General features: G+C 64.3%; 21 protein-coding genes and 2 riboswitches. Of the genes, 10 read left to right on the top strand and 11 right to left on the bottom strand.

The genetic code is table 11. The features are described 5' to 3' along the window. Positions 1–189 precede the first annotated feature (189 nt). From HMI59_RS16520 to HMI59_RS16540, 5 genes are read left to right on the top strand one after another with little or no spacing between them, the layout of a single operon-like run. The gene (locus tag HMI59_RS16520) at positions 190–1,008 is read left to right on the top strand and encodes an amino acid ABC transporter substrate-binding protein (protein WP_062095419.1); all 819 of its coding nucleotides are present in this window, start codon (positions 190–192) and stop codon (positions 1,006–1,008) included. After that, the gene (locus tag HMI59_RS16525) at positions 1,009–1,668 is read left to right on the top strand and encodes an amino acid ABC transporter permease (protein WP_193591906.1); all 660 of its coding nucleotides are present in this window, start codon (positions 1,009–1,011) and stop codon (positions 1,666–1,668) included. It begins immediately after the preceding gene. Further along, a complete protein-coding gene (locus HMI59_RS16530; protein WP_193591907.1) occupies positions 1,655–2,464 on the top strand; it encodes an amino acid ABC transporter ATP-binding protein in 810 nt (269 codons plus the stop codon). The genes HMI59_RS16525 and HMI59_RS16530 overlap by 14 nt, the downstream gene beginning before the upstream one ends. Before the next feature lie 36 nt (positions 2,465–2,500). Further along, positions 2,501–3,415, top strand: coding sequence for a hypothetical protein (locus HMI59_RS16535; RefSeq protein ID WP_227471424.1), 915 nt, complete (start codon positions 2,501–2,503; stop codon positions 3,413–3,415). Next, positions 3,412–4,455: a hypothetical protein gene (locus tag HMI59_RS16540; protein WP_227471425.1), complete on the top strand. Its 1,044-nt coding sequence runs from the start codon at positions 3,412–3,414 to the stop codon at positions 4,453–4,455. Before HMI59_RS16535 ends, HMI59_RS16540 begins: the two co-directional genes overlap by 4 nt. A gap of 28 nt (positions 4,456–4,483) precedes the next feature. Here HMI59_RS16540 and HMI59_RS16545 read toward each other — a convergent pair whose 3' ends face one another. From HMI59_RS16545 to HMI59_RS16585, 9 genes are all read right to left on the bottom strand, one after another. Beyond that, positions 4,484–7,555 carry a glycoside hydrolase family 38 C-terminal domain-containing protein gene (locus HMI59_RS16545; RefSeq protein WP_193591908.1) on the bottom strand — a complete coding sequence of 1,024 codons (3,072 nt, stop codon included), beginning with the start codon at positions 7,553–7,555 and terminating at the stop codon, positions 4,484–4,486. A gap of 163 nt (positions 7,556–7,718) precedes the next feature. Then, positions 7,719–8,597 (bottom strand): formate dehydrogenase accessory sulfurtransferase FdhD, encoded by an 879-nt coding sequence (fdhD, locus tag HMI59_RS16550; RefSeq protein ID WP_193591909.1) that lies wholly within the window; start codon positions 8,595–8,597, stop codon positions 7,719–7,721. An 81-nt stretch (positions 8,598–8,678) separates the two neighbouring features. Next, the gene (locus tag HMI59_RS16555) at positions 8,679–10,037 is read right to left on the bottom strand and encodes a molybdopterin-binding protein (protein ID WP_193591910.1); all 1,359 of its coding nucleotides are present in this window, start codon (positions 10,035–10,037) and stop codon (positions 8,679–8,681) included. Continuing rightward, positions 10,034–10,921, bottom strand: a complete 888-nt coding sequence (locus HMI59_RS16560) for an NTP transferase domain-containing protein (protein ID WP_193591911.1) — start codon at positions 10,919–10,921, stop codon at positions 10,034–10,036. Before HMI59_RS16560 ends, HMI59_RS16555 begins: the two co-directional genes overlap by 4 nt. A gap of 61 nt (positions 10,922–10,982) precedes the next feature. Beyond that, positions 10,983–11,483 (bottom strand): HNH endonuclease, encoded by a 501-nt coding sequence (locus HMI59_RS16565; protein ID WP_021473653.1) that lies wholly within the window; start codon positions 11,481–11,483, stop codon positions 10,983–10,985. Between the two features lie 221 nt (positions 11,484–11,704). Then, on the bottom strand, positions 11,705–12,493 hold the full coding sequence (locus HMI59_RS16570) for an NlpC/P60 family protein (RefSeq protein WP_193591912.1): 789 nt from the start codon (positions 12,491–12,493) through the stop codon (positions 11,705–11,707). 93 nt (positions 12,494–12,586) lie between these two features. Beyond that, positions 12,587–13,330, bottom strand: coding sequence for a C40 family peptidase (locus HMI59_RS16575; RefSeq protein ID WP_243542389.1), 744 nt, complete (start codon positions 13,328–13,330; stop codon positions 12,587–12,589). 4 nt (positions 13,331–13,334) lie between these two features. Continuing rightward, a riboswitch (cyclic di-AMP (ydaO/yuaA leader) is annotated at positions 13,335–13,501 on the bottom strand. A 139-nt stretch (positions 13,502–13,640) separates the two neighbouring features. After that, on the bottom strand, positions 13,641–14,471 hold the full coding sequence (locus HMI59_RS16580; protein WP_031216905.1) for a M23 family metallopeptidase: 831 nt from the start codon (positions 14,469–14,471) through the stop codon (positions 13,641–13,643). A gap of 4 nt (positions 14,472–14,475) precedes the next feature. Further along, a riboswitch (cyclic di-AMP (ydaO/yuaA leader) is annotated at positions 14,476–14,719 on the bottom strand. Between the two features lie 228 nt (positions 14,720–14,947). Continuing rightward, positions 14,948–15,643, bottom strand: coding sequence for a metal-dependent transcriptional regulator (locus HMI59_RS16585; RefSeq protein ID WP_021473657.1), 696 nt, complete (start codon positions 15,641–15,643; stop codon positions 14,948–14,950). Positions 15,644–15,980: 337 nt separating this feature from the next. On the opposite strand from HMI59_RS16585, the gene serC reads away from it, so the two are divergent. Next, positions 15,981–17,111: a phosphoserine transaminase gene (serC, locus tag HMI59_RS16590; RefSeq protein WP_193591914.1), complete on the top strand. Its 1,131-nt coding sequence runs from the start codon at positions 15,981–15,983 to the stop codon at positions 17,109–17,111. 72 nt (positions 17,112–17,183) lie between these two features. On the opposite strand, the gene HMI59_RS16595 is transcribed toward serC, so the two are convergent. Beyond that, positions 17,184–17,834: a DUF3027 domain-containing protein gene (locus tag HMI59_RS16595; RefSeq protein WP_193591915.1), complete on the bottom strand. Its 651-nt coding sequence runs from the start codon at positions 17,832–17,834 to the stop codon at positions 17,184–17,186. A 9-nt stretch (positions 17,835–17,843) separates the two neighbouring features. Next, on the bottom strand, positions 17,844–18,227 hold the full coding sequence (locus HMI59_RS16600) for a cold-shock protein (RefSeq protein WP_021473660.1): 384 nt from the start codon (positions 18,225–18,227) through the stop codon (positions 17,844–17,846). 193 nt (positions 18,228–18,420) lie between these two features. Here HMI59_RS16600 and HMI59_RS16605 point away from each other — a divergent pair, with 193 nt between their 5' ends. The 4 genes from HMI59_RS16605 (at position 18,421) to HMI59_RS16620 (ending at position 23,571) form a co-directional block, all read left to right on the top strand. Then, positions 18,421–18,636, top strand: a complete 216-nt coding sequence (locus HMI59_RS16605) for a hypothetical protein (RefSeq protein ID WP_021473661.1) — start codon at positions 18,421–18,423, stop codon at positions 18,634–18,636. 51 nt (positions 18,637–18,687) lie between these two features. After that, positions 18,688–21,153: a helicase-associated domain-containing protein gene (locus HMI59_RS16610; RefSeq protein ID WP_193591916.1), complete on the top strand. Its 2,466-nt coding sequence runs from the start codon at positions 18,688–18,690 to the stop codon at positions 21,151–21,153. 48 nt (positions 21,154–21,201) lie between these two features. After that, positions 21,202–22,866: a DNA repair helicase XPB gene (locus tag HMI59_RS16615; protein WP_193591917.1), complete on the top strand. Its 1,665-nt coding sequence runs from the start codon at positions 21,202–21,204 to the stop codon at positions 22,864–22,866. A gap of 231 nt (positions 22,867–23,097) precedes the next feature. After that, the gene (locus HMI59_RS16620) at positions 23,098–23,571 is read left to right on the top strand and encodes a hypothetical protein (RefSeq protein WP_021473664.1); all 474 of its coding nucleotides are present in this window, start codon (positions 23,098–23,100) and stop codon (positions 23,569–23,571) included. Positions 23,572–23,573 lie beyond the last annotated feature (2 nt).

Here is a 23,573-nt window from a genome sequence, read left to right on the forward strand (position 1 = left end):
ATCATGAATGTGTGAATGCGGCTTGCGGCCTGGCAGCGGAATCAGAGAACGGGTTTCCGGTGGATGTGGCGCCCACAGGATCACAATTGGGGGGATGAGTGGTGGCGGGCTGTTGGGGACCGCCCCCACTCAGCCTTTTTAAGCGCCCACTTGGCCGTCGCCGTCAGACCTCGTGGCTAAGATGACTCCATGACCAGTCTTCGCACCCGTCGCTCTGTCCTTGCAGCCACTGTGGCCTCTGTTGCCCTTGCACTCTCGGCCTGTGGGGGCGGCGGATCATCCCAGTCCCAGTCCGGCGGGGACACCTCCTTGTCGGATGTAACGTCCAAGGGCGAACTGGTCATTGCCACGGAAGGCACCTACCGCCCCTTCAGCTTCCATGCAGACGGCGCCGGGGAACTCACCGGCTATGACGTCGAAATAGCCGAGGCTGTTGCCGGGAAGCTCGGCGTCAAGGCGACGTTCCAGGAGACGCAGTTCGACGGCATCTTCGCCGGCCTTGATGCCAAGCGCTTTGACACCATCGCCAACCAGATCTCCATCAACGACGAACGCAAGGCCAAGTACGAGTTCTCCACGCCGTACACCGTTTCCACCGGCGTGGTGGTTACCAAGCAGGACACGTCGGACATCAACAGCTTCGCCGACCTCAAGGGCAAAACCACCGCCCAGTCGCTGACCAGCAACTTCTACAAGATGGCAGTGGAAGCCGGCGCCAACGTGCAGTCAGTGGAAGGCTGGGCCCAGGCAGCAACCCTGGTCCAGCAGGGACGCGTTGACGCCACCGTCAATGACAAGCTCACGTACCTCGACTACGCCAAGACCACTCCCGACTCCGGCTTGAAGGTGGCTGCGGAGGCCCCGGAGAAGACCGAGAGCGCGTTCGTCTTCCGTAAGGGCTCAACCGAGCTGACGAAGGCGGTGGACAAGGCCCTCGCCGACCTCCAGGCAGACGGCACCCTGGCGAAGATCTCGGACAAGTACTTCGGCGCGGACGTCACCAAATAGATGGACTGGGACCTCGTCTGGAGTTCCTTCGGGCCGATTGTCACGGGGGCAGTGACCGGAACCATTCCGCTCACGTTGCTGTCCTTCGCCTTCGGCCTGGTCCTGGCGCTGGTAGTGGCCTTGATGCGGCTGAGCCCCAACGTGCTGCTGTCCGGGATCGGCCGGTTCTATGTCTCGGTGATCCGCGGCACGCCGCTCCTGGTCCAGTTGTTCGTCATTTTCTACGGCCTGCCCAGCATTGGCGTGAAACTTGATCCCTGGCCCAGCGCCGTCATCGCCTTTTCCCTGAACGTCGGCGGCTACGCGGCTGAGATTATCCGGGCAGCCATCCTTTCCGTCCCCAAGGGACAGTGGGAGGCCGGGCACACCATCGGCATGTCCGGCGGGCAGACCTTGCTCCGCATCATCCTCCCCCAAGCGGCAAGGGTGTCAGTTCCCCCGCTGTCCAACACCTTCATCTCGTTGGTGAAGGACACTTCGCTCGCTTCCCTCATCCTGGTCACCGAACTGTTCCGCAACGCCCAGCAGATCGCCGCCTTCAGCCAGGAGTTCATGGTCCTGTACCTGCAGGCCGCGCTGGTTTACTGGGTCATTTGCCTGGTCCTCTCCACCGCGCAATCAGCCGTGGAGAGGAGATTGGACCGCTATGTCGCCCACTGACGTCCCTTCGCAGGCCGGCCCGGCAGCTGCGCCGGTCCTCCAGGCCCGGAACCTTGCCAAAGCGTTCGGCATGAACGTCGTGCTCCGCGACATCGACGTCGACATCCGCCGGGGCCAGGTAGTGGCCCTCATCGGTCCCTCGGGTTCCGGCAAGACCACCGTGTTGCGCTCGCTCAACGGATTGGAAGTGCCCGACGCCGGTACGGTCACCTTTGGCGGCACCGAATCCGAGGGTGGCCTTTCCATCGATTTCGGCAAAAAGGTGGGCAAGAAGGAAATCGCCGCCTTGCGGGACCGCAGCGCGATGGTCTTCCAGCACTACAACCTCTTCCCGCACATGACCGTGTTGAAGAACGTCATTGAAGGCCCCGTCCAAGTCCAAAAGCGCCCCCGCACCGAAGCAATTGCCGAGGCCGAACGGCTCCTTGAACGCGTGGGCCTGGCCGACAAGCGTGATGCCTACCCGTTTGAGCTCTCCGGCGGCCAGCAGCAGCGTGTGGGTATTGTGCGGGCGTTGGCGCTGAAGCCCCAGTTGTTGCTCTTCGACGAGCCGACGTCCGCTTTGGACCCCGAACTGGTGGGAGACGTCCTGGGTGTCATCAAGGAGCTCGCCGAAGAAGGCTGGACCATGGTGATCGTCACGCACGAACTGGCTTTCGCCCGGCATGTGGCGGACGAAGTCATTTTCATGGACGGTGGAGTGGTGGTTGAACGCGGACCGGCGGCCGAAGTATTGAGTTCACCAACCCAGGAACGGACCAAGCTTTTCGTCAAGAGGCTGCAGCACGACGTCTAGACTCTATTGAGCGGATGAAAATTGGGGGAACAAGCTTTGACTGATAGCCAAGCTGTGAGTAGTGGCACCGAACAGGCACGCGCAAAAGGGCGGCGGAACGTCATCATCGTTGTGGTCGTGGCCTTGGTCGCCGCGGCCCTGGGAATCGGGGCGTGGTGGTACTTTTCACGCCCCGCGGGCGTCCAGCGCGCCGATGTAGTCCGTTTGGACAAGGAACGGTCGATCGTGGACAACTCCATGAACCTTTATGATCCCTTGGTTCAGGAATTCACTGCGCGGTACACCAACGTCTCCAAGGGAGATGCACAGGAAGAGCAGGACGCCGTCCTCAAACGCGAGGGTGACCTGCTCCAACGGGAATCCGCGGCCAACATGGCCAAGCTGGACCGGATGGCTGAATCCCCCGCCCTGCAGGACCCTGCCGTTTCCGACGCTTTTGGAAAGTTCAAGGAGAAGTATGGCGCGGTGGTTGCCTACAACGACCAACGCATCATCAACACCGCCAGCATTACGCGGTCGGTGGGCGGGCCGTGCGGGCCGCTCCACACCGAACTGAACCTGCAAAGCGACAACTACTCTGCGGAATACGTCAAAGTTGCCGATGCGTGCTTGAAAGCCATTGCGGAGGCAAAAGACGGCACTGATGCAGAGACCAACAAGCTGCTGACAGCCGTTGAAGGCGTCATCAAGGGCCAGCGGGACAAGCAACAGGAAGTCCTTGACGCCGACGAGGACCTGGTGCGCATCGCCAAGCGAACACTGGCGGCTGCGGCCATGTTGGGAATCAACGAGCCCCTGAACAAGGCACGGACCGAATACGAGGCCGCAGTGAAGGAGAAATCCACCAAGGTGGTTGCTGATGCGAACGCGGCCAACCAGGAATTGGAGAAAGTCTTGAAGAGCCGGCTGGAGCAGTTTGAGGCAGCATCCGGAGACGGGGACCAGTCATGAGCAACCAGTACCCTCCCGCAGGGCCGGCTCCCGAACAAACCACCAAGCCGGGCCCCCGGAAACGGAATCGCGCCGTCCTCATCATCGGCCTCGTCATCGCCTTGCTCGTGGCCGCCGCCGGGACTGCCGTGGCCTTGACGCAATCCGCCGCCCAGCAGCGCAAGGACACCCTGCTGGAAGTAAAGGACCAACGCCTCAATGACCTGGCCGCGGCCCGCGACAAACTGCAGCCCGCCGTTAACGCATACCTGGCGGCGTACAAGAAAGCACGGAACGCACCGGCTTCCAGAGACCAGGCCGTGCAGGACAGCAAAAAGGAGCTGGATGACTTCCGGCAGGCCGCAGAGGCGGCACGCACGTCGTTGCAGTCCGTGAAGGCCGGGCTCGACTCCAGTGAAGCCGTCAACACAGCGGTGCAACAGCTTGAAGAGTCCCATCTGGGCTACTTCGATTACATGGAGGGCCTCGTGGAGTCCTATCCCCGTTTCGAGGGCCTTTTCCGCGCTGATGATGCCGCAGGGTGCAACGGCTTGTTTGTCGGTAACAAGGCCGCCAACCTCCGGGAGCGCCAGCAATTGCTGGTTAAAGCGGCAGCCCCATGCCGGGAAGCGGCAAATGAACTGAGGCAGTCAGGGAACGTCGCCTACGAGGAGTTCGCCCGCACCTTCGACAAGAGGGTGGCGGACCTGGAGAAGCATGCCGAGGCGACGGCGAAGTCCGAGGAGAGCTACGAAGAGTTCGTCCGGATCAAGGACGACTTCGTGAAGAAACTGGCCGACGCCGAAGCCCGCAACGCCCCCGCCGACGAAGTGCTGAAGATCGCCGACGACGCCCGGGAGCTCAACAGCAAGATCCGCGCCAACCGGTCAGAGTTCGACTTCGCGGCGGAGCGCTACCTTGACGGGGTCAAGGGCATGCCGGACCTCGTGGATGAGGTCTTCACCAAGAACGTCACAGAGGACGTCAAGTACTACGAAGCTGTGATTCCCCTGCGCGTGCAGCTGGTGAAGGACGTCATCGACGCCGAACTGGTGGAGTAGGCGCCGCTCCTACTTGCCGAAGCCCGGGCTACTTGCCGAAGCGCAGGGTCACCAGCTGGAACGGGCGAAGGACGAGCCCGGCCACGGCAGTACCCGGATCTGCACCGCCCGCGTCTGCACTCCTGGAGGCCACGCCCGCGGTTTCCACCGTACGCTCCAGCAGGTCGGTAGCCACCACCGTCCGGGCCGGGAAGTTCGCCGTCACTGTTCCCGTGGACCTCTGGCCCAGGGATTCGTAAAGGCGCACAACCACGTCTCCGCTGCCGTCTTCGGCGAGCTTCACGGCCTCCACCACAATGCCTGGGTTGGACACCGATACCAACGGCTCAACCGGGTTCCCGCCCCGCATCAAGCGTGGCTTGAGGTTGGTCCTGTAACCCTCTTCGACCGCGTCGGCGATGTCCGCCCCGGGCCGGATGGACAGCTCCAGCACGTGCTCGCCACGGTCCGCCTCAGGGTCCGGGAACCGGGCCGAGCGCAGCAGCGAGGTGCGGACCGTCGTCGTGGTCCCGCCGTCTTCGCGGATTGCGCGGGTGACGTCGTGGCCGTAGCTGGACCCGTTGCTGACGGCAACGCCATAGCCGGGTTCGCCGACGTGGATCCAGCGGTGCGCGCAAATCTCGAACTTTGCAGCGTCCCAGGAGGTATTGGTGTGGGTGGGCCGGAAGACATGTCCGAACTGGGTTTCCGACGCGGACTGGTCCGCGCGCACATCCAGCGGGAAGGCGATCTTGAGCATCTTCTCGCGCTCCTGCCAATCAACAATCGTGCTGATGCCCAAGGACTCCGCCCCCGCGGCGAGCGTGAGGCGCTGCGTAATGGTGGAGGCGCCAACGGTCCGCTTGACCACCACGACGGCGGCTGCAGCCGTGCGCTCAAGGCCGATGCTTTCCGCTTCGGTCAGTGGCGTGACGTTGCGCCGGTAGAACTCCTCAATGTCCCAGGCGTCCCACTCGTTGGGCGTGTCCCTGAAGAGTTCCAGCAGGTTTCCTGCCTGCCCTGGGGCGATGGCGTCCCGGCCGCTGGCGTGGTCCACCAGGGAAGTCAGCAGCCCGCGATCGTCAAGCACGGCACGGATGATGCCGTTGTCCAGGACGTATCCGCCCGTCTCTTCGCTCGCCTGCACAACGCCGCCCAATGAGCCCGTCCGCGAGCTGCCGGGCTCCGATGCGCCCAATGCCGGCACTCCGAGTCTCCTGTGGGGTGCCGCGTTGAGCAGGAACTCGGTGTCGCCCGGGCCGAGGAGGGCCTGGGCAGCTTGAACGATGATTGCCTCGAGGTCGCGGGCGATCGCCAGATAGTTGCGTTCGGCGTCCTGGTGGACCCAGGCAATGGAGCTGCCGGGGAGGATGTCATGGAACTGCTGGAGGAGGACAAGCTGCCAGAGCCTCTTGAGTTCACCGGCAGGATACTCGTAGGCCGCGCCCAGGCGGACGGCCGCGGTGGTGCACCACAGTTCCGCTTCGCGCAGGAGGTGCTCGCTGTGCCTGTTGCCCTGCTTGGTCTTGGCCTGGCTGGTGTAGGTTCCCCGGTGCATCTCAAGGTACATCTCGCCCACCCACACCGGCAGTTGCGGGTACTCGGCCTCGGCCTTGACGAAGAAGTCCTTGGCGGTGCCCAGCCGGACCTTGGGAGAACCTTCCAGGTCCGCAGTGCGGCGCGCCGCCGCGACCATTTCGCGGGTGGGTCCGCCTCCGCCGTCGCCGTAACCGAACGGCACCAGGGAAATGGTTGCCCGGCCGTGTTCCCGGAAATTGCGTTCGGCGTGGGCAAGTTCCCTCGCATGGAGTTCGGCGTTGTAAGTGTCCACCGGGGGGAAGTGCGTGAACAGCCGCGTCCCGTCGATTCCTTCCCACGCAAAAGTGTGGTGCGGCATCCGGTTGACTTTGTTCCAGGAGATCTTCTGGGTCAGGAACCAGCGGGAACCGGCAGACTTGACGATCTGCGGAAGCGCACCGGAGTAGCCGAAGGAATCCGGCAGCCAGGCCTCCTGGCATTCCACGTTAAACTCCCGCAGGAAAAAGCTCTTGCCCTCCACGAACTGGCGCGCCATGGCTTCCCCGCCGGGCATGTTGGTATCCGATTCCACCCACATGCCGCCGACGGGCACGAACTGGCCCGCCTGTACTTTTTCGCGGATGCGGACGAAGAGCTCAGGATAGAACTCCTTCATCCACGCCATCTGCTGGGCCGATGAGCAGGAAAAGACGAAGTCCGGGTTGTCGTCCATCAGCGCCACGACGTTGGAGAAGGTCCGCGCGCATTTGCGGATGGTTTCGCGGACAGGCCATAGCCAGGCGGAATCGATGTGGGCGTGCCCGGTGGCAAGCAGCTCATGAGCTGACGCGTAGGCAGGCCGGGCCAACACCTCCGCCAAGGCTTCCCGCCCCGCAGCAGCTGTTCCGGCCACATCGTCCGGATCCATGACGTCGAGCATCCGTTCCAACGCCCTCAGGATCTCGTGGCGCCGGGGCATCTCCATGGGGAGCTCGTGCATCAGCCCGCTCAGTGTCCAGACGTCCTGGTTGAGCTCCCAGACGGTCTCGTTCAGCTCCGCGATGGCTATGCGGCCCAAGCGGTACCGCGGTTCATCTCCGGACGTCGCCTTGTCCCCCAAGGGCGTCGGTGCGAAGGACCACCCCTGCGCGACGTCGGGATTCGCTGCGGCCTCAACGTAGAAATCCACGGACAGGCCGCTGCCAATCAGCTTCAACGGGACGTGGTAGTTGCGTGGCGAGATTGCCTTGATGATGCTTCCGTCCGCGCGCCATGCGGTGCCCTCGCACTGGAAGCCGGGAACGTCGCTGTTGAAGCCCAAATCCACGATGATTTCCACGGCCGTGTTCTCTGCCGAGCCCCAGGCCTCCGGAACTTCCCCCTGCAGCCGCAGCCACTTTGTGCTCCAGGCCTTGCCCCATGCCGCACCGTGCTCTTGGGGCGTGAAGACCTGACGCAGGGCTTCCGCAGCGGGCACGGGCTCGCCGGGGGCTTCCCAGCTGCTCAGTTCAAGCGGGATCGAACGGCCGTAGATGGCCGGGAGCAGACGCTCACGCACAAACCTGTCCAGACGTTGTTCGGTGATCCTGCGGTCGTCGTGCAATTAAAACCTCTTTAGAAAATCAGCCGGGCGGCAGGAGTGGTTGGCTGGCATCCGGGCCTTCGTGGCGAGGGCCGGCGCGGGCAACCATGATTCCATTCGATGGATAAAATCTACGTCGTTCCCAGCTGATAGCCAAGTGTCAGTCAACTGAAACCGGCTCCAGCTAGGCAACGGAAGGGGCAAGGTCCTCTTCCCGGATGCGCCAACGCCCGGCGTAGGCATTAAGGCTGTGGCCCCGGCTGAAACCCACCAGGGTGATGCCGGATTCCTCGGCGAGTTCGGCGGCGAGGCTTGAGGGTGCGCTGACTGCGGAGAGCACCGGAATCCCGGCCATTGCAGCCTTCTGGACCAGTTCGAACGACGCCCTTCCGGAAACCTGCAGCACCGTCCCGGTCAAGGGCAACCGCCCCGAGCGCAACGCCCATCCCACAACTTTGTCCACCGCGTTATGCCGCCCCACATCTTCGCGCAGGCAGAGCAGCTCGGAAGTACCGTCGTCGTGGATCCTGAAGAGGCCGGCAGCATGCACCCCTCCCGTCTTGGAGAAAACGGCCTGTGCCTCGCGGAGCTTGTCCGGGAGTTCAGCGAGCACGCGGACGGGAACCGTGAGCGGGTCCTCCTTGGGGCTGTGCCGGGAAGACTTGCGGACGGCCTCTATCGAATCCGTTCCACAAATCCCGCACGAGCTTGAGGTGTACACGTTGCGGCCTGTTGCGGGGCGTTCGACGTTGGGGCGCAGTTGGGCGTCCACCACGTTGAAGGTCTGCACTCCGTCCTCGTCCTCCCCCGCGCAGAACCGCTCGGAGACCAGCTGGCCGGGTTCGGAGATGATGCCCTCGGAGACAAGGAAGCCGGCAACAAGGTCGAAGTCGTCCCCCGGCGTCCGCATGGTCACCGCGAAGGACATCTCCCCCAGCCGGATCTCCAGTGGCTCCTCCACTGCGAGGACGTCTTCCTTGAAGCGGACCGGGTGTTCCAGCGCTTGGGGTGAGCCATCCAGGACGAACTTATGGATCTTGCGGCGTTGGGTGACGCGTCCCATGGTCAGGCTCCCTTCTCCAGGTTCATGTGTCCATCATGGCAAGCCTGTTGCCCGCTGGCCACTTGGTTCCACCCGCGGGCGTCAAGCGTCGAGCGCGCTCCAGTCGACCGGTCCCTGGGGACCCTTCCGCTGGCCTCGCGCAGGCGCCTTGCGCGGCTTTTCCTCCGGCGGCTTGGGCACGGGCAGCGGCTTGCCCCACGGGAGCGCGAACGCCTGCACCAGCTCGCCGAGTTGGACTCCATGCGGCGGCACCACCATGACGCCATCTGCGTTGGCGAGCCCCCGCAGCATTCCCGGCCCTGCATGTTGGGCGGGTGAGGCCAGGCCGTAGACCAGTTTGAACGGCATCAACCGGGTGCGCCCGGGGTCGGCGTCGATCATGGCACCGGAGGGCACCTCGCCTGTGTCCGGCATGCTGCCATGCCCCAAGGCGGCCAGCAGTGGTCCACCCACCGTGAACAGTGCCATCATGGCGGCCAACGGGTTGCCAGGCAGGCCCAGGACGAACCGTCCATCCGGAAGCTCCGCCAAAACAGCGGGGTGCCCCGGGCGCATGGCGATGCCGTCGATCAGCAGCGTTCCGCCGAGCTCTGCGATCGCTTTCCGGAAGTGGTCGGTACCGGAGCGGCCGGTACCGCCCGTGGTAATGACGACGTCGGCCGGCGGCTCCGCGTCCACGTCCGCCAACCCCGCGGCTTCTTGGGGGACGTCCGGTTCGACGTCCTGCAGGGCGGCAAGCCAATCTTCGTAGCTGTCGCCGACCCTGACCTGCTCCCCCGCTATGCCGCCAAGAAGTTCAACCACCCCGCCAAGCTGCGGACCGAAGGTGTCACGGACCTGGCCCGGGCCGGGCATGCCCTGATCCACCACTTCGGAACCCGTCAAGAGGAAACGGACCAGCGGCTTGCCAAGCACCTCCACCTCGTCCAGTCCGGCCAAGGCCGCCAGGGCCAGATGGGCGGGATTCAGGACCACCCCGGCCTTGATCAGGACCTCGCCCTCGGCTGCTTCCTCCGCGGCTTTACGGATGTGCTGCCCGTTGCGGGGCTCCCCGGGTTTGGCGGCTCCGCCGAGCGCAAGTACCGGCAGGCCGTCGTCGTCCGTGGTGATGACGCCGCTCTCGCTGCGCAGTACTGCCTTGGCCCCGGGCGGAATGAGTCCGCCGGTAACGATCGGGCTGGCTTGGTACGGGGCAAGGCGCTGCCCCGGTTCGCTCAGTATCCAGGGTCCGCTGCCGTTGACAGCCCACCCATCCATGGCGGACGAGGCATAGTGGGGCATGTCCTGGAGAGCCAGTACATCCGAGGAAAGCGTCCGGCCGAGCGCAGCCCTCAGGGGAACGGGGCTCGCGGGGATGGGAGCAGCAACCTCAAAGGCGCGCTGCCGGGCCTCCTGCCAGGTATGTGCCGCGTGGTGGCCCTGTTCCGGGGCCGCGGTCATTCCGATTCTGCCCCGGGTTCCGGGTATTGCTTAGCCACTTGGCGTGCCAAGCCGAGGGCAGCACTCATGGCCGCGTCGTCGTTGGCTTGCCCGATACCCCGGGCCATTCCGGCCGCATAGCCGGCAATGAACGTGGTCAGGGGTGCAGCGGGACGCACTACGGAATGCGCCGCAACGCCGGCAACGGCGAGGACCTCGTTGACATCCACCTCGACGCCTTCAAGTTCGAATGCCTGCAGCAGCATGCGGCACCATTCCTCGAGAGTCTCTTCCTGGCTCTTCACGTCCGCCTCCTGCTGTTTGTCTATGCCCAGTACCGCGGCGTCTGCCCACGTGTCCACGTCATCCGTGGAACCACTGGGAACAGGCACCGCCATCACCTTCAGCCTAGCAAGCAGGCGGAACACTGAAGAGTTCGTTAACCCTCCCTCGCCCGATGCCAGGGCCACTTCCCTTTCCATGGCCTGTGTGCTGTAGATCCCCAGCAACGGCTGCTTGCGCCCGTCCGGGGACACGGCCATGGCGCCCTCGGTCTCCGGCGTGGCAATCAGCGCAGCCAACAACGCTTGCACACCGCGGGAGGCATGCGGCATGTCGCACGCGAGGACCAGGGTCCAAGGGGCGGCCCCTCGATCCGCCAGGGCAGCCAGGCCTACGGCAATCGCCGCAGCAGGACCGGCGAACACAGGTTCCTCCCGTGCAGTCAGCACGCCGGGCGGCAAGGTGCCGGGATCGGGGCCAACCACCACGGTTGCCACAGCACCCCGGGCTGCGTCCAGGGCATGCGAAAGCAGGGTGGCGCCGTCGTAGGTCAGCGAAGGTTTGGGCACACCGCCAAGGCGGGTGGCCCTGCCACCCGCCAAGATCACTGCGTTGAACTCCATCCGCCCAGATTACCGGTGCCGCACAGGATTGCCGGTGCCGCATAAGGCGGACGCACATCAATCAGGCAGCGGATTCCGGCAAGAGGAACGGATCCCAGTCCGGCGCAGGCTTCTCGAGTTCTTTGATCTGCCACATGGTTCCGGAGGGAACGCCGGGTGTGAAACGGAGTTTCCAACCCATCTCTGCCGGCGTGTGGTCGCTCTTGGCGTTATTGCATTTCAGGCACGCCGCAACCAGGTTTTCCCAGGAATCCGCGCCGCCCCTGGATTTGGGGTGGACGTGGTCTATGGTGTGGGCTGTCTTACCGCAGTAGGCGCAGCGGTGGCCGTCGCGGCGGAGAACTCCGCGCCGGCTGACGGCCGTAATCCTGTTGTACCGCGGCCGGATGTAGCGATTGAGGAGGATCACGGACGGGCGTCCCAGAATCTCCTGCGGCCCGACGACAGGTTCGCCGCCTTCGGCCACTACGCTTGCTTTTCCGGTGAGCACAAGGACCAGCGCCCGGCGGAAGGTAACTACCGCCAGCGGTTCATATCCAGCATTCAGAACGAGTGTGCGCATGCACGTACCTCTTAACGGCCGCACCCGCCAGGGGCACGAGGGCCGGCTGCCCTCTGCATGTACGGGCTGTGGATCGACACCATAAGAGTAAGCACCTATATGCCATATCAACGAATTATCAGTGGAATTAGCTTGTGATGTCGCCCACAGGCCCCGGCCCTGACCCTTAAGACGGAAATACCCCGCAGGTGAAACCTGCGGGGTATTTCCTTAAAGTTCGATCAGCCGTTGACCCGGATGAAGACCGGACCGGAGCCGACGTTGACGCTGAACAGAGCAGTGGTGGATCCGTTCCATCCGCCATGCACTGCCATGCCGTTGCCGACGTAGACGGCGATGTGGGCCTGTCCGGCCAGGCCACCGTTGGCGTAGTAAGCGAGGTCGCCCGGCTGGGCTTCCGCTGCGCTGACCGTACGTCCAAGGGAAAGGTAACCCGCAGGCCAGTCATGGAAGTTGATACCCACGGCTGCGAGGGAGTTGGTAACCAACATGGTGCAGTCCTGGGTCACGCCGAGCTGGGCGTAGGCTGCAGCGGCAATGGCCGCACCGAGGCCACTGGAAGCAGCCGGAGCCTTTGCTGCCGGTGCGGCGTTGCTGACTGCCACGGTCGCGCCGCCACCAGCGTTGGAAGCTGAGACAGTGGCTTCCCGTGCGGTGCTCTTCGCTTCAGCCTTGGCCGGGGCTTTCTCCACGACGGGCGCGGGCGCCTCGACCGTGGTGACAACCGGGCTCTCGTAGGAGATGGCAACGGTGGAGTCAGCGGCGATGGTGGATTGCACAACGGACTGGATGTCCAGGGAGGTGGTTGAGGTGGACTCGCGATCCACATTGGTATCCGCCGCATTGGCAGCAACGCCACTGGTCAGGACCAAGCCCGAAGCCGCGGCGATCACTGCTGCCTGGCGGCCGACGCCACCGGCGTTCACCGAAACTGCCTTTGCAATCACGGCAAGTGAGCTGGTCTTGGGAGCCTCGGCCCGGTGCCGCGCAACCTTGTTTGCACTGGTCATGATGATCTCTTTTCGTTTCCGCGTGCCGCTGGGAAGCACGCGGGTCATGGGCAGGCCAGCACCTGGGGGCGCGCTGGCTTACCTGGACGGTTCTTAGCGCAGGGTGAAGAAGGAGGAGGTTCCGGTAGAAGCTACCGAGTGAAGCAGCGTGCCCTGGCTGGGGTTCAGGGCACTGACCATCATGCCGTTGCCGACGTAAATACCAACGTGGGCACCGCCGTTCTGCATGACGAGGTCGCCGGGAGCGGGAGTGCTGGTGGGCTTCATGGCGGTCCATGCATTGACGCGGGGAATGCTGATGCCGGCCTGTGCGTAAACCCACTGGGTGAAGCCGGAGCAGTCCCAACCGTTGGGGGTGGTGCCGCCCCAGACGTACGGGTGGCCGATGCCGGTGTACGCGATTGCTGCGAGGCCCGAAGCCGCGGCGCTGGCTGCGGAATCCTTGGAGCCGGCGGACTTGGCGGTGACTGCGGCCTCGCCCTGGCCGGCATTCTGGTTGCCGTTGGCCTGGGAGCGCTGCGTGGTCTGGGAAGCGCGCTGGATCTTGGGGGCTTCCTTGGTAACCACAACGGGGCTCTCAAAGGAAACAGTGGCGGTTGGTTCCGCCGTGACGACGGCGGTGGTCACCAGCTGCTGTGCGCTGGACTCAGCCTTGGAAACGTCAGTATCCGCTGCCTGGGCAGGAAGGCCGACGCTGAGGACCAGGCCCGATGCTGCTGCAAGGACTGCGGCCTGGCGGCCGACGGTTCCGGCATTCGCTGAAACAGCCTTGGAAAGAGTGTTCAACGGGGTAACCGTCTGGGCGCGGTGGCGCGCAGAAGTAGTGCGTGATGACACGAAGGTAGCCTCTCCCAATGCCTGCGAGGTGAGCTGTCGGATTCGGATGGGAGTCATCCGGCCACACGCCGTTGGAAGCGTTTGTGACTTAACCCCAAGGCCCTCTTTCGAAGACCAAAATTGGTTCCCCCGCCCCTGCCAGACGAATTATGCGAACGGACCTTGAGTGGTGGCAGAGCTAGGCAATCCACCCAAGTGCATCGGCCCCCTAAAAAGCCGATGCGCTTTGTACGGTACAACAGTTGAACGCAAATGTCACATTCAGATCACGGGGCGTGTCAAGAATGCGAGAGACGACCATCAACTCGGGTTAGAGCCAGCCCATGGGGTCGACGACTTCGCCGTTGACCTGGACTTCGAAGTGGAGGTGGCAGCCGGTGGAAGCGCCCGTGGTGCCGCTCAAGGCAACGGTATCTCCGCGATTCACGGTGTCGCCGACCTTGACGTTGAATGACGACAAGTGGTTGTAGGTGGTTTCCAGGCCGTTGCCATGGTCCACTACCACGCGGTTGCCTCCACCGTATTCATGCCAACCCGCAAAGGTGACCTTGCCTGCCGCAGCAGCGTGGACTGCCGTGCCGCACTGGGCCACGAAGTCCTGGCCGCGGTGGAAATCGCCGCTGCCGCCTGTCAGCGGGCTGATGCGGTAGCCGAACGGTGATGCAGTGCTGAGGGTATCCAAGGGGCTGGCCATGGTGCCCTTGGAGGAGCTGGCCTGGATGCTTCCTACGGACTGGGCGCTCAGCAACTGCTTGAGCTTGCCGTCGGGATCCGCCTTGGTTGCCACCGCGGCGCGGCTGAAGTCGATCTTGGCGGACGCTTCCGCGGAGACCTCGGGCTGGCTCCCGCCGCCCACAGCCAGTGCGGCCTCAGTCTGCCCGGACTCGGACGTGGCCATGACGGGACTCGTTGCAGGCAGGCCGACAGTGAGCGCAAGACCGGTAGCAGCGAGTGCTACGCCGGCCTTCTGCCCTACACCACTGGCTGCTGCGAAATCGGCCACCTGGCGCATCGGGCTCTTACGGCGGCGCACCTGACGCTGGGTGTCGCGGGGCCGGATCTCCGATACTACGCGGGCTGGCCGCAGCTCAGTAGCGGGGCCGGTAGCGCGTCGACGGCCCCTGACGTTCTGCGAAGTCAAACTCTGTTCCTCTCTCAAAAGCCTGCGAAGTTAGCTGTCGGATTCGGATCAGAGAGTGCAAAGACCCGGCCCGCACGCAGCGCTCACGGCACACAGGTATCCCAGGAGGGAATTGCGTAAGTAAGGCACTGCTGCTGCGGACTTCACCCCAAGGCTGCTTCTCTAGGCAGCCGATTGTGGTTCCCCCGCCTCTGCCAGTAGATGTTTAACACCCCTGATCTGCTGGCAGAGCTCGGCTCCAGATCAGGTAACGCTTTGATATCGGCGCTAGTAGATAACTATAGGGGATTAAGGCCCGCGGTAATAAATTCGTTATCTACAGGGCGGTCGTCTTTTGACTGCTCCCCTTATCACCTATCCGCGGAAACCGCAGGTCACACCGCCGCGCGGCGGTGCAACGTGAGATCAACCACGCCCCTGGCAAGGCAAAGGCGCCCACATGGAGTGAGCGCCTGCAGCCGGCCGGCTTTCGCTTGCTAGCCGACTGCTACGAATACGTGGGCAGCTACTTCCGGCGGCAGCTCGAGGGCCCCTTCAATCCCCGGCACCCGGACGGAGATGTAGTCCCCCACGCGTTCCAGGGAAACGGCCGCACCCGGACGGATGCCGCCCTCGTCCAGCTGGGTCAGGAGTTCGGGCTCAACCTGGATGGGCTCGGCGAGCCGGCTCACCACAACGCGGGAGTCCGCAGCGTAACCATCCATTGCCTGCAGGAGGTTGACGTCCGGGCGGAAGGGAGCTTGGACAGCGAGGCCGCCCAGGGCCTCCAGGCCGGGAATCGGGTTCCCGTACGGGGATTGCGTGGGATGCTCCAGCAGTTCATACAGCCTGCGTTCCACGCGTTCGCTCATCACGTGCTCCCAGCGGCACGCTTCGTCATGGACGTACGCCCAGTCGAGGCCAATGACGTCGGCAAGGAGGCGTTCAGCCAAGCGGTGCTTGCGCATCACCTCCGTGGCGCGCTTGCGGCCGACTTCCGTGAGCTCCAGGTGCCGGTCATTGGACACCACCACCAGGCCGTCGCGCTCCATGCGTCCGATCGTCTGGGAGACCGTAGGACCGGAGTGGCGCAACCGCTCAGCGATGCGGGCGCGGAGAGCCACGATGTTTTCTTCTTCAAGTTCCAAAATGGTCCGAAGATACATCTCAGTGGTATCGATCAGATCCGTCATCCAGCTCAGCTCTCCTCGAACGCAGTTCTTGCGTAATGTCCACCGTACCGCGTCCGTAGAGGCTGCACGTCCCCCTGCGCCACCCTGTGAACGCGTACTCAAGCCTAGCTTATTTGGAATTACTCTTGATAATTTTCAAAGGGTCACAAAGGTTCCGGGTACCTTGCCTCCACCCCCTTGACGACGGGAACGCGCGCAACCACGTTCCACGTGGCGGACTATGACACCACCGGGTACGCGCACCCGCGCCTGTTCAGGCAGAATTGGGGGTGTCGAAGGGGCAGTTGATGCCACCTGCCACCTCCCCGTCTTTGACCGATACACATTGGAGCCACGCGTGAGCGACACCAGCATCACCATTCCCGCCGACCTGCTGCCCAAGGACGGAAGGTTCGGCGCCGGACCGTCCAAGGTCCGCCCGGAGCAGATCGAAGCCCTGTCCGCTGCATCGAAGACCATCCTTGGCACCTCCCACCGCCAGGCCCCGGTCAAGAACCTCGTAGGCTCCGTTCGTGAGGGCCTCAGCCAGTTCTTCCGTGCTCCTGAAGGGTACGAGGTAGTCCTCGGCGTCGGTGGCTCAACGGCGTTCTGGGATGTCGCGGCCTTCGGCCTCGTGGAAAAGAAGGCACAGCACCTGTCCTTCGGCGAGTTTGGCTCCAAGTTTGCAGCCGCCACCAACAGGGCTCCGTTCCTGGACGAGTCCTCCATCATCAAGTCCGAGCCCGGGACCCGCCCCGCTCCCGCTGCGGAAGCCGGCGTGGACGTATATGCGTGGCCGCAGAACGAGACGTCCACCGGTGTGGCTGCGCCGGTCAAGCGCGTTGCCGGCGCCGATGAGGGTTCCCTGGTGCTGGTGGACGCTACTTCCGCGGCTGGTGGCCTCGACGTGGATGTGGCTGAGTCCGACGTCTACTACTTCGCCCCGCAGAAGAACTTCGCGTCCGACGGCGGCCTGTGGCTCGGCCTCTTCTCCCCCGCGGCGCTTGAACGCGCTGCCCGCATCAAGGCAAGCGGACGCTGGATTCCTGACTTCCTTGACGTCCAGACCGCCATCGATAACTCGAAGCTGAACCAGACATACAACACGCCTTCGCTTTCCACGCTGGTAACCCTGGATGCGCAGGTCCAGTGGCTCAACAGCAACGGCGGCCTTGACTTCGCCAGCAAGCGCACGGCGGATTCCGCCAGCCGCGTCTACTCGTGGGCAGAGTCCTCCGAATTCGCGACTCCGTTTGTTGCCAACCCCGAAGAGCGTTCCAACGTCATTGCCACCATCGACTTCGACGATTCGATCGATGCCGCAGCCATCGCCAAGGTGCTGCGCGCCAACGGCGTGGTTGACACCGAGCCCTACCGCAAGCTGGGCCGCAACCAGCTGCGGATCGCGACGTTCGTTGCGATCGAACCGGACGACGTCTCCGCCCTGCTCGCCAGCATTGACTACGTGGTGGGCGAGCTGAAGAAGTAGCCCCCACAAACAATCGGCGCCTGCCGGGAGAAGCTCCCGGCAGGCGCCGATTATTTTTAAAGTCTTGGTGGATCAGGCTTCCGGGGAGTCTGCAGGCTCCCGCACGGCGTCCTCGGCGTCCGCGTCGGCATCGTCCGCGTCTTCGGCCGGTTCATTCCTGGAAGCCTCGGCTTCAGCTTCTTCCGCCTGCACGGCTTCTTCCGGAACTTCTCCGGCGGTCTCCTCGACCAACGGCGTCTCGTCTTCCGGCCGGACCCGCTTGGCCCACGGGACCCACTCGGGCGCGAGGATGGAGTCCTCCGAGGGCAGCAATCCCAGCTCGCTCACGGTCACAATCTTGGAACGCGAGTTCCGGGTGACCACCGCGTACCACTGCCACCCGCCATAGCCGGGCAGCTTGGATTCGAACAGGTGGGTGACAACGCGGTCGCCCTCCGATTTGGCCCCGATGTGGGCGCCTACCTCGCCGGGCTTCGCGATACCCTCCACGGCTGTCCGCGCCACGTCGACGGCGGCAGCCAGGAACGCGTCCGGCTTACCGGTGCGCCACACCGGAACTCCGGCGCGGGGTTTCGGCGCAGCACCCTTCCGCGCGGGGACTTCCCTGGCTGCCGGGCCGGCCCCGCCCGCAGGGGTCTCCCCGTTGGCAGGAGCCTCGGCAGCGGAGGCAGCATTGGATGCGTTCCCGGCGGCCTGCGTATCCTGTGCGGATTCGGAAGTCATGGCTGTTCCTTAGGCTTCCAGCTCGTCGGCAACCTTGCGCAGTGCCGTACCGATTGCCTTCGCCTTATTGCCTTCCGGGTACTTTCCGGAGGACAACGTGCCGGAGAGGTTGTCCAGCACAGTGACCAGGTCCTGGACGAGCGGCGCGAGGTCCCGTGCGTTCATACGCTTGGCCTTGGCGATGGAGGGGGTCTTGTCCAGGATACGCAGGCCCAACGCCTGCGCCCCGCGGCGACCGTCGGCAACGCCGAACTCCACCCGCGTTCCTGCCTTAAGCTCGGTTACGCCCGCGGGCAGGGCCGTCTTGGGCAGGAATACTTCCTGGCCGTCTTCGGCCGCGAGGAATCCGAAGCCTTTGTCCTTGTCATACCACTTGACCTTGCCGGTGGGCACGTAATCAACCTTCTTCGTTCTTGCGTGGGAAACACGTCAGGCCGGCGCCGCATCCACAGGGTCCTGCGGGATCAGGGGCGACAGCCCGGTCCGTGTGGGTCTGCTCCTTCAAGGTTATCCTGCCCGGCCCCCTATTCCCGCTTTGGCGCTTCGCGCTTAGCGGAAGCCCACGGCAACCGGATACCTTTGGAGCATGACTTCCCCGGGTTACCGCCGCCCCCTGACTGTTGCTGCCGCCGTCGTCGCCTTTGTTTCGCTGGCTGCCGTGGCAGCGGTCATGGCCATTGCCTTCAACGGCGGGGCCGCACCCGTATGGGTTACCTCGACTGCACTCTACGGACTGCCGATAGCCTTCATCATGGCCGTTTTCCTGGTGGTGGACGCAGCCCGCCAGCGCCGGCGCCAATAGCCGCTGCGGCGGGACAGGCATCTGCGTGCCGCTGGCGGTAACGTTGAACTGATGTCCCTGATTCGAGCGCTCAGCAAGGAACTCGAGGCGCGCAGCGATGCCTCGCTGCGGGCTTTGTTTGCGGCGCGGCCGGACCTCATCTCCCCCATGGCGCCGGACTTTGCGGCACTCGCGGCCAGGGCCAGCGCCCGGGTCAGCGTCCAGCGGGCCCTGGAGCGGCTCACCAAGCCGGAAATGCAGGTCCTCGAAACGCTCCATCTGTGTACCAACACAGATACCGGACACAGTGCCTCCGCTGCCGGCCTGAAGAAGGTCATTGCAGGGTCAACCTTGTCCGCGCTGGAACCGATCCTCGCGAAGCTGCAGGACCTGGCACTGGTCCATCGGGCGGAACCACCGGCATCTGCCCACATGCCGGCAGGCTCCAGGCAGCGTTTCTATTTGCCCGTGGGCAGCCTCAAGGATGTCATCGGCATCTACCCCGCGGGCTTGGGCCGCAGCTACACGGAACTTGTCAGGCTGCAGCCGGCCTTTGCCCAGCGCGTGGTCCAGCTTGTGTCCGAACTGCACCACAGCGGCATTGATATCCATCCGGCCAGCACCCCGATGGATGCTGCGCTGTCCCTGCAGAAATGGACTGCCACGCCGGAAGGCGTCCGGGCCATCCTCGCCACTGCTCCGGAGAGGACCACTGCCCTGCTGGACAAGTTCGGCAGCTGGGCCATGGGCGCCCTACCCCAGGCGCAAAGGCGGGCTTCGGTGACGCACGAAAGTGCCGACGTCGGACCGATCGACTGGCTGCTGGCCCGCGGACTGCTGGTCCCCCTCGATGCCGGGCACGTTGAGCTGCCGCACAGCGTTGGCATCGCCCTGCGTGGCGGCGTCATTGTGAACGACTTCAGCCTGACCCCTCCTGTGCCGGAACTGGGGCACACCAGTGGCGCCCTGCGGCGCAACGCGGCCATGGGTGCCATCGCGGAGACGCTCAGGCTGTGCAATGAACTGCTGTTCGTCGTGCGGGAGCAACCGTTGGCCACTCTTCGAAGCGGCGGCGTGGGCGTGCGCGAGCTGCGCCGGCTTGCCGAGTCGATCCGGTGCGGGGTGCACCAAACGGCTGTCCTGCTTGAGTTGTGCGCCCTGTCCGGGCTGTTGCGCCTGGATGTGGACAGCTCCACCTGGGTGCAGTCCCCGGCGCTCGAATGGCCGGGCCTGCCACGCCAGGAGCAGTGGTTGTGGTTGGTGAATGCGTGGCTCGCCAGCGAACGCGCCCCGTCCATGGTGGGCCAGCCCATCGCAGGAAACACCGGGGGCTCCCACCACGGCGCGGCCGGCAGCACCATCAACGCATTGTCCGCCGAAGCCCAGCGTCCCGATGCCCCTATTGTCCGGCGCAGGCTTCTGGAGATCCTGGACGAACTCACCGCCGAGGCGGCAGCGCCGGATGGAAAGGCGCCGGTGCTCGACGCCCGTGCGGTCCTCCAACGCGCGGAATGGGCGCAGCCCCGGATGGCCCGGCGGTTCAGTTCCCTGGTGCGCGGCATCCTCGAGGAAGCCACTCTCCTGGGCCTCATGGGTTCGGGGGCGTTCACGCAGCTCGGTTCGGCCATCGCGGCGGGCCGCCCCGAACATGCCATGACCATCCTTGGCGAACACTTGCCCGCTGCGGTGAACCACATCCTGTTGCAGGCGGACCTGACCGCCGTGGCTCCCGGATATTTGGCGCCTGAGCTCAGTGAGAGGCTGCTCCTGATGTCCGACGCCGAAGGGCAAGGACCGGCGTCGATCTACCGTTTCTCTGCCTCCTCCATCCGGAGGGCGCTCGACGCCGGAGAGGATGCGGAATCGCTGCTGGCGTTCCTTCGGGAGCACTCGGCCACCGAGGTGCCCCAGCCGCTTTCCTACCTCATCCAGGACACCGCGTCCCGGCACGGCCGGTTGCGGATCAGTTCGAGCGCGAGCTTCATCCAGAGCGACGACGAATCGGCCATCTCCGAACTGTTGCTGGAAGCCCGGACGTCGGCCCTGAGCCTGGTACGCCTCGCCCCGACTGTCCTGACCTCCTCGGCCAGCCCGCGGGAAACCGCCCGGGTGTTGCGCGAGCTGGGACTCTCACCTGCCGTGCAGGACGCCGAACCCGCCGTCGTACGCCTGAAGCGGACCACCGCCGTATCCGGCAGCGCCCGACCGGTTTATACAGCGCCGCGGACGGCTCCGCCGGACGACGACGTCGAGGCTCAACTGGCGATTCTGCGGCAGCACCGCAGCGTCCCGGGTGACGGGACGGGCGAGGCATCAACCCAGCTGGGCCTGGAGACCCTGCAGAAAGCAATCCGGATGAAGCAGGCAGTCACTATGAACGTGGTGGACAGCCTGGGGAATTCAAATACGGAAACCGTTGTTCCAGTCTCCGTATCGGGTGGCCGGGTGCGGGTTTTCGATCCCGCGAAGGACACCGAACGGGTACTGTCCATCCACAGGATCATCGATGTGGAGCCAGCCGGTGACCGGCACCCCTAGCTGCAGCAAACGGCGGGCCCGCGGAGGCGCGCAAGATAGGAATGAAGAGTGACCGACGGTCCGCTGATCGTTCAAAGCGATAAAACCATCCTGTTGGAAGTCGACCACGAGTTGGCAACCGAAGCACGGCACGCCATCGCTGCCTTCGCCGAACTCGAACGCGCACCGGAGCACATGCACAGTTACCGGCTCACCCCCCTGGGCCTCTGGAATGCGCGGGCCGCAGGACTGGACGCCGAACAGGTGCTGGACACCCTGTTGAAGTACTCCCGCTTTCCCGTACCCCACGCGCTGCTGATCGACATTGAAGAAACCATGTCCCGCTATGGCCGCCTGCGGCTGGAAAAAGACCCGCAGCACGGTCTGGTGATGCGCACGGACGACTACCCGGTGCTGGAGGAGGTCATCCGCGCCAAGAAGATTGCGCCGTTGTTGGGCCCGAGGATCGACGGCGAGACCGTGGTGGTGCATTCCTCCCAGCGCGGGCAGCTCAAGCAGTTGCTCCTCAAGCTGGGCTGGCCGGCCGAGGACCTGGCCGGCTATGTGGATGGCCAGCCGCACCTGATCATGCTGGACGAGACAGACTGGCAGCTGCGCCCATACCAGAAGGTGGCCACGGAGAACTTCTGGGCCGGCGGCAGCGGCGTCGTCGTGCTTCCCTGCGGCGCCGGCAAGACGCTGGTGGGGGCAGCGGCCATGGCCACCTCCTCGACCACCACGCTGATCCTGGTGACCAACACCGTCTCGGCCCGCCAATGGAAGGACGAACTCCTCAAACGGACCTCCCTGACCGAGGACGAGATCGGCGAGTATTCAGGTGCCGTCAAGGAGGTCCGGCCCGTCACCATTACCACCTACCAGGTGCTCACCACCAAACGCGGCGGGCTGTACCCCCATCTTGAACTTGTCGACGGCCATGACTGGGGACTGATCATCTATGACGAAGTCCACCTGCTTCCCGCCCCGATCTTCCGCATGACTGCCGACCTGCAAGCCCGGCGGCGACTCGGCCTGACCGCCACCCTGGTCCGTGAAGACGGTCGCGAGGGCGAGGTCTTCAGCCTTATCGGCCCCAAGCGCTACGACGCTCCCTGGAAGGACATCGAAGCCCAGGGCTACATTGCCCCCGCCGATTGCGTGGAGGTCCGGGTGGACCTGCCCCGGGACGAGCGCGTGGCCTACGCGATGGCCGAGGACGCTGACAAATACCGGTTGTGCGCCACGTCGGAGACCAAAACCGCCTTGGTGGAACAGCTCGTGGAGGCACATAAAGGCGAGCAGCTACTGGTCATTGGACAGTACATCGACCAGCTGGATGAGATTTCCGAAAGGCTGGACGCTCCCCTGATCAAGGGCGAAACCAGTGTCAAGGCCCGCCAGAAACTCTTTGATGCCTTCCGGAAGGGCGAGCTCCAAACTCTGGTGGTGTCCAAGGTGGCGAATTTCTCCATCGACCTCCCGGAGGCTTCCGTGGCGATCCAGGTTTCCGGTTCCTTCGGCTCCCGGCAGGAGGAGGCCCAACGCCTGGGCCGGCTCTTGCGGCCCAAGCAGGACGGCCGGGCCGCGCGCTTCTACTCGCTGGTTGCCCGCGACACGCTCGACCAGGACTTCGCCGCGAAACGGCAGCGGTTCCTGGCCGAGCAGGGTTATGCCTACCGCATCATGGACGCCAAGGACGTCGGAAAGGACGTCGGGACCGAACAGGGCCAGTAGCCTTTGGGGGCAGGGGGCCGGGAGCCGTTGGGGCGAATAACCCCCGCACCCTTGCTATTTATCTCCAGCAATTTTACGATTCCAAGTGAAGCTCTCCGCCCTTAAAAAGCTGCCCTTGGTCCAGGCAGCCTGGCGGCCAGTCATCGGCAGTGGGGGTAGCCCGCAGCCAAGGGTGCCGATGGCTTGAAGGCCTTTACTGAATCTGTGAAGTTCCTGTCAGAGGGATCCCCAATGCGTAAGACCCTCATGGTCCTTGCGGCCATCGTTCTGCTTTCATCACTTGCCCAGTTGTTTTTTGCCGGCTACTTCCACTTCCAAAACACCATCGAAGCCCAGCGCGAAGCGGGTGTTTACCACGTCCTGAACGGCCAGTACGTCCTCCGCTACGGCGCGCTCCTCGCCGCTATTGTGGCCGCGATCGCCCGTATGGGTTCCCGAACCATCTGGCTTGCCGCCGGAATTTTCCTGATGACCTGGGTCCAGTTGTTCATCTTCATCATTGGCGGCATGCTGACGGGCTCATCCGAGGATTTCATCACTCCATCCGGCTCGTGGGTGGCATCGATCCATCCCATCACCGGGCTGCTGATCATCTTCATGTCCTACTGGCTGTTCAGCCGGGCACGGGCTGCTGCCCTCAACCCGCAACCGCTGCCACCCAAGGACACCTCCTCCGACGCGCCCACGTCTCCCGCTTCGGCCTGACC

The sequence above is a fragment of the Paenarthrobacter sp. YJN-5 genome, assembly GCF_015040095.1.
Lineage (GTDB): Bacteria > Actinomycetota > Actinomycetes > Actinomycetales > Micrococcaceae > Arthrobacter > Arthrobacter ureafaciens.